The 15,654-nt window shown below is 62.4% G+C and carries 15 protein-coding genes; 7 read left to right on the top strand and 8 right to left on the bottom strand.

What is annotated here, in order from left to right:
* Positions 1–82: 82 nt before the first annotated feature.
* Positions 83–973, bottom strand: coding sequence for a cell division protein FtsX (locus tag BUB04_RS18940; protein WP_073037233.1), 891 nt, complete (start codon positions 971–973; stop codon positions 83–85).
* Positions 964–1,692 carry a cell division ATP-binding protein FtsE gene (locus tag BUB04_RS04140; RefSeq protein WP_073037231.1) on the bottom strand — a complete coding sequence of 243 codons (729 nt, stop codon included), beginning with the start codon at positions 1,690–1,692 and terminating at the stop codon, positions 964–966. The genes BUB04_RS18940 and BUB04_RS04140 overlap by 10 nt, the downstream gene beginning before the upstream one ends.
* Before the next feature lie 136 nt (positions 1,693–1,828).
* Here BUB04_RS04140 and BUB04_RS04135 point away from each other — a divergent pair, with 136 nt between their 5' ends.
* Positions 1,829–2,371 carry a hypothetical protein gene (locus BUB04_RS04135; RefSeq protein WP_073037229.1) on the top strand — a complete coding sequence of 181 codons (543 nt, stop codon included), beginning with the start codon at positions 1,829–1,831 and terminating at the stop codon, positions 2,369–2,371.
* Positions 2,372–2,416: 45 nt separating this feature from the next.
* On the opposite strand, the gene BUB04_RS04130 is transcribed toward BUB04_RS04135, so the two are convergent.
* Genes BUB04_RS04130 through lgt form a run of 4 tightly spaced genes read right to left on the bottom strand, consistent with a single transcriptional unit; the run spans position 2,417 to position 6,787 of the window.
* Positions 2,417–3,085, bottom strand: coding sequence for an MBL fold metallo-hydrolase (locus BUB04_RS04130; protein ID WP_073037227.1), 669 nt, complete (start codon positions 3,083–3,085; stop codon positions 2,417–2,419).
* 46 nt (positions 3,086–3,131) lie between these two features.
* Positions 3,132–4,067, bottom strand: coding sequence for a hypothetical protein (locus BUB04_RS04125; RefSeq protein ID WP_143156344.1), 936 nt, complete (start codon positions 4,065–4,067; stop codon positions 3,132–3,134).
* The gene (locus BUB04_RS04120) at positions 4,064–5,989 is read right to left on the bottom strand and encodes a GNAT family N-acetyltransferase (protein ID WP_084076135.1); all 1,926 of its coding nucleotides are present in this window, start codon (positions 5,987–5,989) and stop codon (positions 4,064–4,066) included. The genes BUB04_RS04125 and BUB04_RS04120 overlap by 4 nt, the downstream gene beginning before the upstream one ends.
* A gap of 3 nt (positions 5,990–5,992) precedes the next feature.
* On the bottom strand, positions 5,993–6,787 hold the full coding sequence (gene lgt / locus BUB04_RS04115; protein WP_143156343.1) for a prolipoprotein diacylglyceryl transferase: 795 nt from the start codon (positions 6,785–6,787) through the stop codon (positions 5,993–5,995).
* Between the two features lie 141 nt (positions 6,788–6,928).
* On the opposite strand from lgt, the gene BUB04_RS04110 reads away from it, so the two are divergent.
* The 5 genes from BUB04_RS04110 (at position 6,929) to BUB04_RS04090 (ending at position 11,644) form a co-directional block, all read left to right on the top strand.
* Positions 6,929–8,374: an aldehyde dehydrogenase family protein gene (locus BUB04_RS04110; RefSeq protein WP_178371896.1), complete on the top strand. Its 1,446-nt coding sequence runs from the start codon at positions 6,929–6,931 to the stop codon at positions 8,372–8,374.
* Between the two features lie 45 nt (positions 8,375–8,419).
* A complete protein-coding gene (gene mobB, locus BUB04_RS04105; RefSeq protein ID WP_073037223.1) occupies positions 8,420–9,079 on the top strand; it encodes a molybdopterin-guanine dinucleotide biosynthesis protein B in 660 nt (219 codons plus the stop codon).
* On the top strand, positions 9,076–9,666 hold the full coding sequence (gene mobA, locus BUB04_RS04100) for a molybdenum cofactor guanylyltransferase (RefSeq protein WP_073037221.1): 591 nt from the start codon (positions 9,076–9,078) through the stop codon (positions 9,664–9,666). Before mobB ends, mobA begins: the two co-directional genes overlap by 4 nt.
* A 3-nt stretch (positions 9,667–9,669) precedes the next feature.
* Complete coding sequence (locus BUB04_RS04095; protein WP_073037219.1) at positions 9,670–10,914, top strand: molybdopterin molybdotransferase MoeA; 1,245 nt, start codon at positions 9,670–9,672, stop codon at positions 10,912–10,914.
* A 73-nt stretch (positions 10,915–10,987) separates the two neighbouring features.
* Complete coding sequence (locus BUB04_RS04090; protein WP_073037217.1) at positions 10,988–11,644, top strand: CDP-alcohol phosphatidyltransferase family protein; 657 nt, start codon at positions 10,988–10,990, stop codon at positions 11,642–11,644.
* Positions 11,645–11,682: 38 nt separating this feature from the next.
* On the opposite strand, the gene BUB04_RS04085 is transcribed toward BUB04_RS04090, so the two are convergent.
* The gene (locus BUB04_RS04085; protein ID WP_073037215.1) at positions 11,683–12,201 is read right to left on the bottom strand and encodes an AbrB/MazE/SpoVT family DNA-binding domain-containing protein; all 519 of its coding nucleotides are present in this window, start codon (positions 12,199–12,201) and stop codon (positions 11,683–11,685) included.
* 859 nt (positions 12,202–13,060) lie between these two features.
* On the bottom strand, positions 13,061–14,140 hold the full coding sequence (locus BUB04_RS04080) for a uroporphyrinogen decarboxylase/cobalamine-independent methonine synthase family protein (protein WP_073037213.1): 1,080 nt from the start codon (positions 14,138–14,140) through the stop codon (positions 13,061–13,063).
* Between the two features lie 357 nt (positions 14,141–14,497).
* On the opposite strand from BUB04_RS04080, the gene BUB04_RS04075 reads away from it, so the two are divergent.
* On the top strand, positions 14,498–15,541 hold the full coding sequence (locus BUB04_RS04075) for a hypothetical protein (protein ID WP_073037212.1): 1,044 nt from the start codon (positions 14,498–14,500) through the stop codon (positions 15,539–15,541).
* Positions 15,542–15,654 lie beyond the last annotated feature (113 nt).

Below are 15,654 nucleotides of genomic sequence, written 5' to 3'. Positions count from 1 at the left end.
GCCAAGGCAGCCGTCACCAGAAAGAAGCAGACAATGGTTTGCCGCAAGCCATGCATCGGACACCCTCGGGATCCGGCCCGGATCAGTAGGACACCACACGGCGAAGCGCCAGCCTCGCCCCCAGCCAGCTCAATCCCGCCCCGGTCAAAATCAAGACGCCCAGAAGGGCTCCGGCGTCCCCAAGGCCCAAAGCGCCCGCCCACAGGCCCGGAGGCAACACCTCCGCAGCCAGCCGCACCACGCCCCACAGGGGAAAAGCGGCACAAACGGCTCCCAGAACACCTTGCAAGATCCCTTCCAGATAGAACGGCATCTTGATAAAAGACGGCGGCGCCCCGACCACCAGGAGCACTTCCCATTCGTCCCTGCGCCCGTAAAAGGCCAGCCGCACCGTATTGGCAACAATAAGGATGGAACTTACAAGCAGGGCCCCCGCCAAAAAGATCCCCGCCCCCATGAGGGTCCGCATCAGGCGGCGAGTTTCCGCGGACCAGGCCTGTGCCGTGAGCACATCTTGGACCCCGCCCAGCGATCGCGCCTGCTCTTCAAACGAACGAAGCGCCGCCTCCATGTCGTCCGAAGCTCGCAAGCGCACCTCCAGGGCGGGCGGCAGGGGGTTTTCGTCGAGCCCTTGGAATACATCGTCCCATCCTGCATAGCGTCTTCGCAGTTCCTCCAGCACCTCTTCAGGGCTCTTGTAGCGGCATTCTTCCACAAAAGACCAGCCGGCAACGGTTTTTTTCACCCGTTCCGTTTCCTGGACCGAAAGGCCCTTTTCCAGGTAGACGACCGCCTTGGATGGGGAAAACAGGTGAGGCACCACCCGGTAAATCCCCCAAAGACCAAGACAGAAAAGCCAGGTCAGGAAAAGGCTCAACGCCACGACCAGCACACTCACGCTCGCCGGCAGGGGGTTTTTCCTGAATCCGCCCACCGCCCGCGCCAGATAGTATCCCCAACGGCTCAATCCCATCCGGGGCCTCCCAACGCGGATGCACAGACGGTTGAGGAAGCTTCCGCCTCCTCGTAAAAGACGCCCTCGTGGATGTGCACCCGGCGAGCTTCGGGAATGTGCTCCAACAGAGACGGGTCATGCGTGGCCACCACCACCGTGGTCCCACGGTCGTGCACGGCCTTCATGAGCTCCATGACCACGGCGGATGCACACGGATCCAGGTTTCCCGTGGGCTCGTCCGCCAACAGGATCCAGGGATCGTTGGCCACCGCCCTCGCCAGGGCCACCCGCTGCTGCTCGCCTCCCGACAGCCGGCAGCAAGGGGTGCCTGCCTTCTTTTCCAGCCCCACAAATTGCAAAAGGGCCTTCACCTTGCTGCGCACCAGGCCGGGCGGGCGCCCAGCGGCCACAAGGGGCAGGGCCACGTTGTAGGCCACGGAGTCCCGGGGCAGCAGCTTGAAGTCCTGAAAAACCATGCCCACCGTTCGCCGGTAGGCGGGAATATCCTTGCGGGACAAGCGGTGGATGTTTCTTCCGTCCACCAGGATATGGCCCCGGGTGGGAGCTTCGAGGCCCAGGAGCATCTTGAGGAAGGTACTCTTGCCCGCCCCGCTGGGTCCCATGAGGAACAGGAATTCCCCCTTGAGAATCTGGAGGTTGGCGTCCCGAAGGATGTCCTCCCCGGCCACATAACTCTTGGCCACGTGGAAGCACTGGATGAGCGGGAGTGAGGCCATCTGCAAATGTTATCCTCATGAAATACTTAGAATAAGTTTTCTTTTTTAGGGGATTGCCCCTCTTCTGTCAAGGAGATATATTCAGGGCCCTGGAAGCCTTCAAGACCAGCCAACCAATCGGCAGGAGAGGAAACCTATGGCGGAAATCAAGAGCACCATCGATCTCGTCATGGAAAGAACCAGGCACATGATCATGAGCGAAGAAGAGCGCCGGGCCGCCGAGCGGGCCGAACATCTGGAAAAGGCCCCGGGATATGTCCACAAGGCCGTGGAAGGACTCTGGCAACCGGAGCAGCTCCAGGAGGCCCTGGCCCAGGTGCCCGATTCCTTCCGCGAGGCCGTCCGCATGGAGGTGATCCGGGGGCTTTTGGATCGCCTGGAATCCTCCGAGTCGGCGGGAGCGGCCATGGCGGCACTGAAAGCCGTGGCCCGGGAAGGAGAACGGAGGTTTGTGGAGGAACTGGGCCGCCTGCTGGAAGCGTTTCACTCCCAAACGGAAGAGGCGGAAAGCGAGCAGAAGAAGGCCCTCCTTTCGGAGCTCGAAAGGATGGGCATCCGGGGAGACGCCATCCAGGTGGGGCCGCCGGGGAAGTCTCCCCGCGGGGATGCCCGGCGGGACCGGTTGGTCCGGAGGATCGAGGAGATCAAGGGGGCATGGCTTTCCGGCGGCAGGCCGTGACGGTGGCGGTCCGCCCGAAGGTCGGGGAAGCGAGTGCCCCGGTTCTCAGCGGCCCGTCCCGAAGATGTACTGTCGGATGATGTAGAAGTTCTCCTTCACCGCTCCCCGCCCTTCGATCCACGGCCCGTGCCCGGGACAGAGCAGCTCCACGTCCAGCCCCATGAGCTTTTCCAGGCTTTCGATCAGCTGGGCCGCGTCGCCGCCCGGCAGGTCCACCCGGCCCACGCTTTGGGCGAAAACCACGTCACCGGAAAAGAGCACCCCTTGCCCTTCCCAGAGCAGGCACACGGACCCCGGCGCATGACCGGGTGTTTCCAGCACCTGGAGGCTTTCCGTACCCAGCTCCAGGGTGCCCTCCTTGAGGTAAAAGTCCATCTGGAATTCGGGCATCTCCTGACCGGTCATCTGCCGCCACTGGTCATTGAAGCTGCGGATGAAGGAGTCCGCGTCCACGTGCATGGCCGTCTTGACCCCCAGGTCCCGGAGTGCCAAAAGCCCCTCGCAGTGATCCGGATGGGGATGGGTGGCCAGGGCCAGGTGCACGTCTTCGAAGGTGAAGCCGTCCTGGGCCATTTTGGCCTCCAGGTGATGCAGGGCGTGGGCGTGCCCCGGATCGATCAGGGTGCGGACGGGGCCGTCGATCAGGTAAGCGTTGCAATTGTTTTCGGTCATGCTTTCCCAGGGATATGCGTAGAGTCGATCTCTGAGTTTCATCGGATCCCTTCTCTCCTGTCTCGTCTGTATTCACCACCGGTCGCCATCATCTGTTTTCGCCGGCCGCCGGAAGGCGGCATCGGAACGAATCCCTCAGGCACGTGCGAAGATTGCTGTAGATGCCCTTCTGGCTGTTGATGAGATACACGGCATGGCCGATATGGAAGATTTCCCTGACCAAACGCTCGACGGGCCGGCCCTCTTCCGGCTGTTCCTCGAACCCAAGGGCTTTCCCGAACAGTGGAACGATCTTATCCCGCATGCGAAGTTCCGTGTCCACCAGAAAGACGGCCACATGGGGCTGCAGGTCATCGAGCCGGTTCAGGAAAGCCCGAACCGCCGGCATTTCCACTCCCCGCGGGGGCGACGACTTGACCTCCACGTAGACGAGACGGCCGTTGAGCAGCGCGATGACATCATAGTCTCCGCCGTGCCGGGTTCGGTTGAGCCGCACGTCGAAGAGGGCCGGGGCGAGGAATTCCCTTTGGAAGAGCTGCCACACGTACCACTCCAGCGTGGGGCCGAAGCTCGTCACCCGGGGGCTCAGCAGTTCGTAAGCACCGCTCCGCCGGATACGCACCAGGTTCAGGTCCGAAAGGATCTTGAGGTAACGGCGGACGGTGCGCGGAGCGCAGTAGCGGGTGAGATGGTCCGTCCCGGCCGCCTTGGGGGTATGAATCAGGTCGCGCAGAAAGAGGCGAAAGGAATAGCGGCGCATCAGTGCATAGAAGATCTCCACGTGGTCTTCCGGCGCGTTGGCGGGCAAAAGCACCTGCGAGTGATCCCCATGGCCGATGATGGGAAGGCCGCGCTGCCAGAGGGCGCTCTCCACGGGGTGGACCCACCGCCTCTGAGACGCCTTTAAGAAATCCACCTCCTTTTGAAGCCTTTCAACGCAAGCCCTCAGCGCTCTCACCTGCTCCGCCAGATCCGCACCGGGTCCCCCCCTTCGGGATCCCGACGCCCCTTCCATTTCCATCACTCAGGCCTTTCCGTCAGACAGGCATCGGCCGTTCGGTCGAAGTGCACCCGAATTTCGTAAAGGCCTTCCATGAAGGAGCTCTCCATGAAATAGCCCAGCTTCTGAAACACACCGAAAACGCGCTCGTTCCCGGCGCTGATGTAGGCCCTGAACTGACGCACCCCGCTCTTTTTGGCGATCTCCGAAAGATACTGGATCATGAAGGAGGCGATGCCCTTGCGCCCGTAGTCGGGATGGACGGCGAAGTCCACCTCGGCGATGAGGGTCTCCTCGTCCACCACGTAACGGCCCACCGCCACCACCCGCTCCGCCTCCATGTCCCCCACCAGCCCCACCAGGGTCATCTCCTTCTCGTAGTCGATGTTGATCAGCTTGTTCACATCCACCTGGGGATAGACCTTCATGGTGGAGAGGAAGCGGATGTAGGATTCGTCCTTGGGTAGCGAATAGAAGAATTCTCGAATGAGGCGCTCGTCCGTGGGTTTGGCGGGCCGGAAGAAGACGCGGGTCTCTTCGTCGAACACCTGGGAGACCTCCAGATTCTCCGGATAGATGGCCCGGGCCGAGCTGATGGCGAACAGCTCCCGGCGCAACACCTTCATCCGGTAGGCGTGCCGGGTAAGGTCCTCCCTGAAGTCGGGATGGGCGATGCCGATCAGCGCCAGGGCCCTCTCCCGAAGGCTGCGGCCTTGGAGCTGGGCGATGCCGTATTCGGTCACCACGTATTGCACCCCGCCGCGGGTGGTGACCACCCCGCCGCCCTCCGTCAATTCGGGTACGATGCGCGACTGCCCGTCCAGGGTGGTGGACGGGAGCACCACGATGGCCTTACCGCCCCGGGAATTTCTGGCCCCGCGCAGAAAGTCCACCGATCCGCCCACGCCGCTGTAGATCTGGTATCCCACGGAATCGGAGCACACCTGTCCGGTCAGATCCACTTCCAGGGCCGAGTTGAGCGTGACCATCTTTTCGTTCTGGGAGATGACCAGGTAGTTGTTGGTGTACTCCACGGGATGAAAGGCCACCATGGGGTTGTTGTGGACAAAATCGTAGAGCTTCTTGGTTCCGAGGCAAAAGCTGGCGATGATCTTGCCCGGGTGCAGGGTTTTTCGGGCGTTGGTGATAACCCCCTTCTCCACCAAATCCACGTAGGGATCGGTGAGCATGTCCGTGTGAACCCCCAGGTCCTTCTTGTCTTCCAGGGCGTAGAGCACGGCGCTGGGCACGGATCCCACGCCCACGCGCAGGGTGGAACCGTCCTCGATGAGCTTGGCCACCTGGGCCCCGATGGCTTTGGCCACGTCGTTGATGGGCGGAGGAGGCATCTCCAGGAGAGGCTCGTCCCACGGGATGAGGGCGTCCAGATCGCTGACATGGATGAAGGAGTCTCCCAGGGTCCGGGGCATGCGCCCATTGATCTGGGCGATCACGAATCGGGCGCTTTCCGCCGCCGCCTTCACGATATCCACGGAGATGCCCAGGGAGCAAAAACCGTGCTGGTCCGGCTCGGACACCTGGATGAGGGCCACGTCGATGGGCAGCACGCCGCTTCGAAACAGCTTGGGCACATCCACCAGATTCACCGGGGTGTAGTCGGCACGCCCTTCGGCCACGGCCTCCCGGGACGCCGCGGCCACGAAGAAGGACTTCAAACGGCACTTGTCGTGGTAACTCTCTTCCAGGAAGGTGTGCTTGCCCAGACTGAGAATATGGAGGATCTCCAGGTCCGCCAGCTTGGGCAGGTGCTCTTCCAGGGCACGCACCAGGTACTGGGGCTCTCCACAGCCCGACCCGATGAAGATGCGCTGGCCGCGCCTCAGTTCTCGAAAGGCCCTCCGGGTATCCGTCACCTTGTCCTGGAACAACTCCTGCCAGGCAGCGGACGTCCCGCCTTCCACACCGCTCACCACACCTTCCATCATGTCTCACTCCACCGCATACCTTCGGGTTCCGTAAGCGTACAGGCCTGCGGCAATCGCCATCATCCCCAGGCACAACAGCTGGCCCATGGTCAGGGTTGCCAGCACATAGCCCAGCTGCGGGTCCGGCTCCCGGAAGTACTCCAGGAAGAACCGGAAGAGCCCGTAAAAGAAAAGAAAGGCAGCAACCAGAAAACCGTCCCACCGGTCTTTTCGGGACAAGACCCAAAGTATCACGAAAAGGACCAGTCCCTCAAAAAGAGCTTCATAGAGCTGGGAGGGGTGTCGGGGAACAGCCCCTCCTCCGGGAAACACCATGGCCCAGGGAACCTGCGTGGGCCGGCCGAAGAGTTCCCCGTTGATGAAGTTTCCAATCCGGCCCAAGCCCAGCCCGATGGGAGCCGTCACGACGACGCAATCCGCCACGGCCGAAAACAGCAGGCCCCTTCGCCGACAAAAGATCCAGCCCGCCAGAACCGTTCCCACAAGGCCGCCGTGGAAGGACATCCCCCCGTGCCAGGTGGCGATGATCTCCAGCGGATGCTCCAGGTAAAAGGCCCAGTTGTGCGCCTGATAGAAGAGAAGGTAGCCGAGGCGTGCTCCCGCCACCAGTCCCACGGCAAGGAAGAAGATCAGGTCCGGGACGACCTCCCGGGATAAGCCGATCCGACGGGCCTTGGGCTGCCGGGGTACGAGCACGTACGCCGCCAGGAATCCCAGCACGTACATGAGCCCGTACCAGCGGATGCGAAGGGGGCCGACGGCCACGATCTCCGGGTCGATCTGGGGATAGGGTATCACCGTTCTTTTCTCCTCCCGCCCGAGCATATAATCACAGGCCCGTTGGGCCGTCAACGACGGCCCTGCCCCTTCATTGACAGCCCATGGGCCCTGTGCCATAGTTTTGCGTCTTGCATTCGGAGTCGGACAGGGGATGGGACATTGAACAAGCTGGAAACAGATATTCTTGATGTGGGCTGCCGTCTCGGCGGCCGTGAAGTTCGCACAGGGCAATGGACTCCGGTGCTCGATCCCGCCACCGGCCAGGTCATCGCGCGGGTGCCCTTGTGCAACGACCAGGTGGTGGACAAAGCGGTTGCCGGAGCGCTCCGGGCCCAGCCGTCCTGGGCGGATGCCCCGGTGGAGCACCGGACCTCCCTGCTCCTGGAATGGGCCCGAGCCGTCTCCAGCCGGCTGGACCAGCTGTCCCTGCTGAACTGCCGCGAAACGGGAAAACCCTTGCACGCCGCGCGGGCGGAGGTGGAAAACGCCGTCCAACTCATCCACTACTTCGCCGAGGAAGCCCGCCGACTGACAGGGCATCTGCCCCTCACCGGACAGCCGGGCAGCCAGACCCTTGTCTTTCGGGAACCCGTCGGGGTGGTGGCGGCCATCACGCCCTTCAACTACCCCATCAGCACCCTGGTGACCAAAGCGACCCCGGCCCTGGCCGTCGGGTGCGCCGTGGTGGCCAAGCCCGATGAGCACACACCCCTGGCCACCCTGGAACTGGCGCGCCTGGCCGAGGAGGCGGGCCTTCCGCCGGGAGTCTTCCAGGTGGTCACGGGACCGGGCCCCGAGACGGGCAGGGCCCTGGCGGCCCACCCCAAGGTGGCCCTGGTCACCTTCACGGGAAGCACCGAGGTGGGCAAATTCATTCAGAAGCTGGCGGCCGATGGTGTCAAAAGGCTGATCCTGGAGCTGGGCGGCCATTGCCCGGCCATCCTCTGCCGGGACGCGGACTGGGTGCGGCTCCTGCCATCCATCCTCTCCCAGGCCTTCAAGAACTCGGGCCAATACTGCTATCGAATCACACGACTCTACGTGGCCCGGGAAATTTGGGATGCCGTCCTTGAGAAACTTACCTCCGCCGCGGCCACGCTCAAGGCGGGAGATCCCCGGGACCCGGAAACCGATCTGGGTCCCCTCAACAACCCGCACATCTTCGATCGCGTCCGAAAACAGGTGCAGAAGGCCCTTTCCCAGGGCGCCGCTCTCGCCCTCGGGGGGCCGCCCCCGGGGAAGGACTCGGGGCTCTATTTCCCACCCACCGTTCTGACCGATCTGCGCCCCGGAATGGACATTCTGCGGGAAGAGATCTTCGGACCCGTCTTGTTGGTGCTTCCCTTCTCCGATGAGCAGGAGGCCGTGGACGGGGCCAACGACACCCCCTTCGGGCTGGCGGCCTATGTCTTTTGTGGCGACCTGTCCCGGGCGCTGCGCATGGCTCACCGGATCCAGGCCGGAAGCGTCTGGATCAACGACATCCACCAGGCGCGGCCGGAAGCCCCTTTTGGAGGCATGAAGCAGAGTGGTCTCGGGCGGGAAAAATCCCGCTTCGGAGTGGAAGCCTTTACGGAACTGAAAACCATCTACGTTTCCTATTGAAGCCGGTGCTCGAAAAAGTGCCGGGGGATCCACAGGAGGTCTTCCATGGTCCCCATCGTCTGTTTTGTGGGAAAGTCCAACGTGGGCAAAACCACCTTTCTGGAAAAGCTCATCCCCGAGCTGACCCGCCGGGGCTACCGGGTGGGCACCGTCAAGCACGACGTCCACGGGTTCACCATGGACCGGGAAGGCAAGGACACCTGGCGCCATGCCCAAGCGGGAGCCGGCACCATCGCCATCGCCTCCCCCGCCCGTGTGGCCTCCATCCGCACCATCGACCGGGAATGGCCGCTGGAAGAGGTGGTATCCCGGTACTTCTGGGACGAGGACATTGTGATCGCCGAGGGATACAAGCGATCCCACTTTCCCAAGATCGAGGTCTTTCGCTCGGAACTGGCCGATGTGCCGCTGTGCGACGAAAAGGACAACCTGATCGCCCTGGTCACCGACGATGCCCCGGATCTTCGGGTTCCCCGTTTCGGCTTCCATCAGGTGAGCCATGTGGCGTCGTTTCTGGAAGAGCGCTATCTCAAGGACAGAAAGCGACCCCGGGTGCTGGTCCAACTGGACGGCAAGAAACTGCCCATGAAAGACTTCGTCCAGGACTTCGTGGCGGGCGGCGTTGTGGGAATGCTCTCCCAGCTTCGGGGATGGAAGAAGGCCCGCCAGGTGCGTGTCACCATCACCATGGGGGATGAGGCGTGATCACGGGAGCGGTTCTGGCCGGCGGCGAAAGCAGCCGCTTCGGCCGGGACAAGGCGCTGGAGGTTTTCCACGGCACCCGGATGGTGGATCGCTGCGTTCAGGGCCTACGCGCTCTTTGCGACCCGGTCCTGGTGGTGGCCAACGACCTGAGCCGCCTGCTGGATGTGGACGCCGCCCTGGTCCGCGATATCATCCCCCGGCGCGGTCCGCTGGGAGGTATCTACACTGCGCTTTTCTTCTCTCCCCATCCGTGGGTTCTGGTCAAGGCAACGGACATGCCCTACCTGGAACCGGCCTTGGCTGAAAGGCTGGCCCGGGAGGCCCTCCAGGACAAGGCGGATGTGGTCGTTCCCCGTACGGGCCCCTATTATGAACCCCTTCTCGCCGCTTACCACGTGCGGTGCCTGCCCCATGTGGCCCGGTGCATTCGAGACGACAAACGCCAAATCATCAGCTTCTACGGCAAGGTGCGCGTTCGAACGCTCGAAGAAACTCAATGGCGCCCCTTGGACCCTCGAGGAAGAAGTTTCTGGAACGTGAACACACCGGAAGACCTTCAGCGCATCCTCCTGGAAGAGGAAACCTGAACCATGGCGGACGTTTCCTTGCACGAAGCCGCTCAAAGAGTGTGCGACCTCATGCCCCGGGGGCCCCTGGAGTGGGTTCCCACCGAAACCTGCCTGGGCCGCATCTTGGCCCGGAGCGTGACGGCCCCCTTCTCCATCCCCCGATGCGCCCAATCCCTCATGGATGGCTACGCCGTTTTCAGCCGGGAGACGGCCGGCGCGTCGCCCGGGCGGCCCGTTTCCCTGCCGGTGAGGGGCCGCCCTTCGGCAGCCGGACATCCGGCAGGAGACCGCCTGACTCCCGGAACATGCCGGCGGATCCTCACGGGAGCCCCTCTTCCCGAAGGGGCCGATGCCGTCGTTCCGCAGGAAGACGTGCGCCTCCAAGGGGACCGGATTCTCCTGGACGGCCCCGCCCGGCAAGGACAGTGGATCACCGTCCCCGGAGAAGAGATAACGGCGGGCGAGGTGATCCTGCACGCCGGCGACCGACTCACGCCCTCCCGACTTTCACTGGCCCTGGCGGCGGGCTTTTTCACCCTCCCGGTGGTGCGCAAATGCCGTGTAGCCGTTCTGGGAACCGGCGATGAGCTCCGCGAGCCGGGCTCGCCCCTGGAGCCCGCATCCCGCTACGGTGACAGCCGCCACCTGATCGCCGCTTTGGTCCGGCAGGCCGGCGCGGAACCGATCCATCTCGGGTCCGCGCCGGACGATGCGGCCTGCATTGCAGCGGCCCTGAAAGGAGCCGAGGCCGATCTGGTGATCACCACGGGCGGGGCCGGCCGAGGAGACAGGGACTTCCTGCTGCAGGCGTGGGCCCGGCTGGGGCTGCGCCCCCTTTTTTCGGAAATCGGTATCCGCCCGGGTCATGGTACGGCCTGTGCCGCCACGTCCTCTACGCTCTATTTCGCCCTTCCCGGGGGCCCCCTGGCGGCGGAAATCATGTTCCATGAGCTGGTGCTTCCCGCCCTCCAGACGTGGCATCGGTCCTCGGAAGGCCACCCGGAACGGGTTACCGCGACGCTGTTCGCCCCCGTCCGGAACGATGGGCCCGCCTTGAGGGCCGTGACCGGAACCGCATCGTTTCGAGAGACCGTTCTGTGGTTTCAGCCCTTCGGCAAGGACCGACCCACCCGCCACTTCTCCCGAAGAAGACTCAAGAACGCCTATGCCCTGATTCCCCCTCTAAGCGGAACACTGGGCGAGGGCCAGAAGGTCCCCATCCGCTTCTTCCTGGGCCACTGGCCCGTTGTGCACAAGGCCCCGTGAACTTCAGAGGTTGTTCAACGGTAACGCTAAGGTGTATAGTGGCGCTTCACATCCGAGGAGAGGGGACAATCTGATGCTCAAAGGAACGATCATCGAGACGGAATATTACCGCCTGCTGGAAAGATATCTGGTCCCGGTCCTGGTGAAACTGAGGCTCCGCCCCAACCACGTGTCGCTCCTGGGGCTGCTCCTCAGCCTCGTGGCGGGAATCTCTTTTGTCTTCCGCCCCTTCTGGGGAGGCGTTTTCACGCTTCTGGCCGGCCTCGTGGATACCCTGGACGGGAGCCTGGCCCGCTCCACGGGCCAGGCGAGGAAGTACGGAGCCTTTCTGGATTCCGTGCTGGACCGCTATGCCGAACTGCTCATCTACCTGGGCATCTATTTCTACTTCTATCGACAGGGGAACTTGGGGCCCGCCTTGACCCTGCTCTTCCTGCTCATCCTGTTCGGGTCCCTCATGGTCAGCTACACCCGGGCCCGGGCCGAAGGACTGGGGCAAAAATGCCTCGTGGGGCTGCTGCAACGCGGCGAACGGGTGATCCTGCTGGGCATCGGGGGCATGGCCAATCCCCTCTTCAACCGGCTCACGGAACTGCCTTTCAGCCGATCCACTCAGGACGCGGTCCTCGTGGTGGTTCTGGTGGTCCTGGCCGTTGGAACGAACCTCACCGCCTTGTGGCGGTTCTGGCACGTTCTCAACAACCTGAAACAAGAAGGAACCAAGGGGTGAGAAGGGGGGTCGAAGTTCCTCTACGACCCTCTCCCGGCTTAAGGGCTTGGCTCATCCAACTTCTTCAAGATGATGCGATCGTCTTCCCGGTAGATTTCGAAGGAATCCCCCACCGAAAAACCCAGCTGATCGATCAGGAGAGCCTTGTTCAGCGTAATGCTCCCGCTCTGGCCGATGGTCCGATGATTGGGGGTCTTGATGAGGATCGTCGGAGCCTGAGAGGGCGCGGAGACCTTGTTTCTGCGGCGCACGACAGGCTTCGGTCGCGCAGGCTGCTTGTATTCCACCTCCGGTTCAGCCTGCCGGGCCCGGGAGGGGGTGACAGTGCGTCGAACGCGGGTCGGAGCCGGTTCCTTTTCGACGACACCGGGTTCCCGCTTGGCGGAGAAGCCCACTTGGGGGATCTCTCCCAGTTCCATCAGGCCCTTGAGGTACAAGTCCTGAACTTCGCTCTTGAAACGGAGGCCGAAGAGCTTCTGGACCGCCTCCAGTGAACGACCGTTACGAATCTCGTTCACGATCAACTTGGGGTCTATATTCTTGTATTCCACATCCATCTCCCTTTCCTTTCCTCACACAAAAGCCTTCCGGCCACCTACCCCGCACCACATCCTGCGCCACCACGGCGTATGCTCTTCCGGGAAAGATCACAGCCTCTTGCTGGTTCAACACACGATTCGGCCCGTCTTTCTCTCACCGGGGTCGAAAGGGGGGTGCGTCTCGTGGACGCGCCGGCCTTTTGAGACCTCGCTACCCTTGGGCTGAAGAGGCTATGGATTGCAACTATTGGGATATTGGGATACACCCGAAAGCGATGTGCTTGCAACTAGGACACCGTTAAATTAACAAAACCCCGTCGTCCGATCAACAGCCTCTTTTGTAAAAAAGGCCAACTCGACCCAACCCCTCCATTGGGAGCCTCGGGGCCCATCCCTACCCGCTCGTTTCGCCTGGAGGCACACTCGGGGTTGAGAAACCCGGCGGGCCCTTATAGGGAACCCGTCCCGGTTCTGTCAAGCACTTTACCGGCCCGCTTCCACGGGCCTTAAAGCCCCCCGCCAGATGCCGACTGAGCACGGAATCGCTGGGATTCCGAGCACATGACGTTGAGGCGTACAGGTATATCGGGGGCAGGTCAACATCATTCGTCCCTAACGTTTTCCTCGACGTGGCGGGCCATCGGGATGGCGGTGGGCGCGAGGTAAGAGCCGGTCGGACGTTGGCGGATGTCCCGTATGCAACGGGAATCCGGCATTCCGTGGCAGATGGGATTTCATACTCCCGGCAAGGTCTGACGGGCGGGCATAAAGCCAGCCCCTACAAAATCCCATTGATCTCTTGGAAGCGGCGGGGCTTATCCCCGCCCGCTGATCGCGCGTCGATCGAAAAAGCCGATGAGAAACCGCACCATGTAGGCTACGAATTTTCGAACACGCTCTTCCTCAGCCGGTCGGCCAGGGCCCGGGTCAGGAACGCCACCCGTTCCGCCTGAGGCTCGCTCAAGGTTCCGCACCCGCAGCTCGGGGTAATGAGACTCCGGGCAAGGATCGCCGCCCTGTCCAGATCTTCATCGCATAGGCTCTGTACCTGCTCCGCCCACCACGCGGCCAGACTCTCGGCGGTCTCCTTCTCGATGGCGGAAGGATCCAGAGTGGGAACCATGCCCCAGGCCACGATGCCTCCCCGCTGGAGAAACTCCTTGAACTCGCGGCGATAAAGGGCGAAACGATCGAAATATTGGTAGGCATCGAAGTTGATGATGTCCACCCCGGCCCGATACACCAGGCCCCAGTCGGTGTTGGCGCACACGTGGATGCCCACCAGGGCTCCCGCAGCCCGGACGGGCTCCACCACCTGGCGCAAGATCTCTTCCACATCTTCGGCTGAAACCGTGATGAACGCGGACGTCCCAAAGCCCGCCAAGGCCGGTTCATCGAGGAAAAGGACCACCGGCTTGCCCAGCGTCTGAAGGTGGGTCAGTTGCCAGCGGGCCTTCATGGCCAGATGCTTCAACACCACGTCCTTCATGCGCTCGTCGTAAAGGAGCGCCTTGCGGTCCTGATCCGTCAGGCCCGTCAGGAGGGTGAAAGGTCCGACGATCTGTCCTTTGACGGCGACACAGTCCTCCGTCCGGAGAGCGACCCGTTCCAGAAAGGCCCGGAAGGTCCTCCCGGTTTCCTCCCCCATGGCGAAACGGGACTCGCCAAGAAGGGACGGCTCAGCCTCCACGGCCAAATATTCTTCGTAAAAACCCAGAACCTCCGAATCCAGGTCGGCGTCGTCGGTCTGAAGCCAGACCCGCCCCTCGTGCCATCGCAATCCCGGCAGGCCCTCCAGGTACTGCACCATCATCTGTTCGGCCGGATAGGCTGACAGCTGGGGCCATACGGGGATCTCCGGGACCTGCTCCAGGATCACATCAATGGCTTTCCGCCTGTCCTTATGAGGCATACTGCCCACGAGAGTGGCCCGCCCTTGAGGATTCCAAACTTTCATTGCAAACATGCTCCCAAAAGGATATTGTTTTATCTACTGTATATTTCTACGAGAATCGAAAAGGTGAAAATCGTCCCTCGCCGGAGGGTTGGATCTGAGTATCACACGGGGCGCTGCGCCGTCAAACGAGAGCGGACGCCTTTTCGTCTCCAGCGGCTTTTCTCGAACTCGCGGCGGATCGCAAGCCTAAGAAGGTGCAGATCCGACACGCTTGTCGGTCTCTCAAGGCAAGGGACATGAACCCGTTGTCCGACAAAGCCGCCGCCCCTTCGCGCGGGGATGGTGCCCGACAGAAAATTCATCGCGAAGCACCCCCCGAAGAAGATCCTAAGTGAGACAGGACTTGGGAGGACTTCCATGCGACAAGGACCGGAGAATCGTCCAGACCACGTTCACAACAGGCGGAAACTCCTGTGGATCGCCCTGTTGCTCCTCCTTCTGATCGCCGGCCTCGGCTACTACTGGTATTGGATCCGCCCCGGCTCTTCCGGAATCACCATCTCCACGCCCAAGGAGGCTCCCTCCCAAAGCGCCGCGGTCCCGGAAGAAGGACAAGCCGAAAGGGCAGCATCGGAACCGTCGGGGTCGCCCCCTTCCGCCGCCATCTCCGCCGGACAAGAACAGGCGTCAGCCGTTGCCGACTCCTCCCGATCCTCCACTCCCTCGACTCCCCCCGCCGGTTCCTACCCCCATGTTTCCGCCGGCCTGGGGCAAGAAGAGCGCAAGGAGGCTTTCGGACTTCATGAGAGTGTGGACCACGTGGTGCAGGCCCGGGAACCCTTCCAGGTCCAAGGCGAACAATGGACTATCGACAAGATACGACAACGTCTCGGCCCCAGTGCCCCTGAAGAGATCCGTCACGGGGAATCGGAACCCATTCTCCACTCCGTGCAGGAGCGTCCCGTCGGTCGTTTCGTCAAGCGATCCATCGGAACCTCGCTTCCCCCCGGGTCCGAGGCCGCTCCCAGCTATTACGGCGTTCGGCTGGTACGCCCCGGGGAGAATCTTTGGAACATCCATTATCAGATCCTGCGGGAATATTTCGCGAGACGAGGCGTCCACCTTTCGCCGTGGGCCGATGAACCCGCCGCCGACGGCCGCAGCACAGGTATCGGCAAGATCCTGAAATTTCTAGAGCATATCGTCTACGTTTACGACGTTCGGCACAACACCCTGGTCGAGGACATCAACCTGCTCTATCCCAACGACCTGGTGGTCTTCTTCAAGATAAGCGATGTGTTCGCCGCCTTGGATCAGGTCTCTCCCCAGGACCTGGAGGTCCTGCGCATTGTGGGCCGGACCCTGAGGTTGGAGCGCGACAGCGAAGCTCGGGTCCTTCTGGACACCCGGCAGTTCGAGCAGGAACCTCCTCCCATGCCGCCGCCGATGGCGGGGGATTGAACCTGCCGCCCAAGAAAATGACCGAGGCGCAGAGCCGAAACCCCGCGCCTCAGATGCACATCAATGATTTTGCCCAGAACCTGCGACCGGCTTTTGCCGGCGCCGCACCGGGT

The sequence above is a fragment of the Desulfacinum infernum DSM 9756 genome (genome assembly GCF_900129305.1).
In the GTDB taxonomy this organism is placed as follows: Bacteria; Desulfobacterota; Syntrophobacteria; order Syntrophobacterales; family DSM-9756; genus Desulfacinum; species Desulfacinum infernum.
This window is presented reverse-complemented; position numbering and strand designations above follow the sequence as displayed.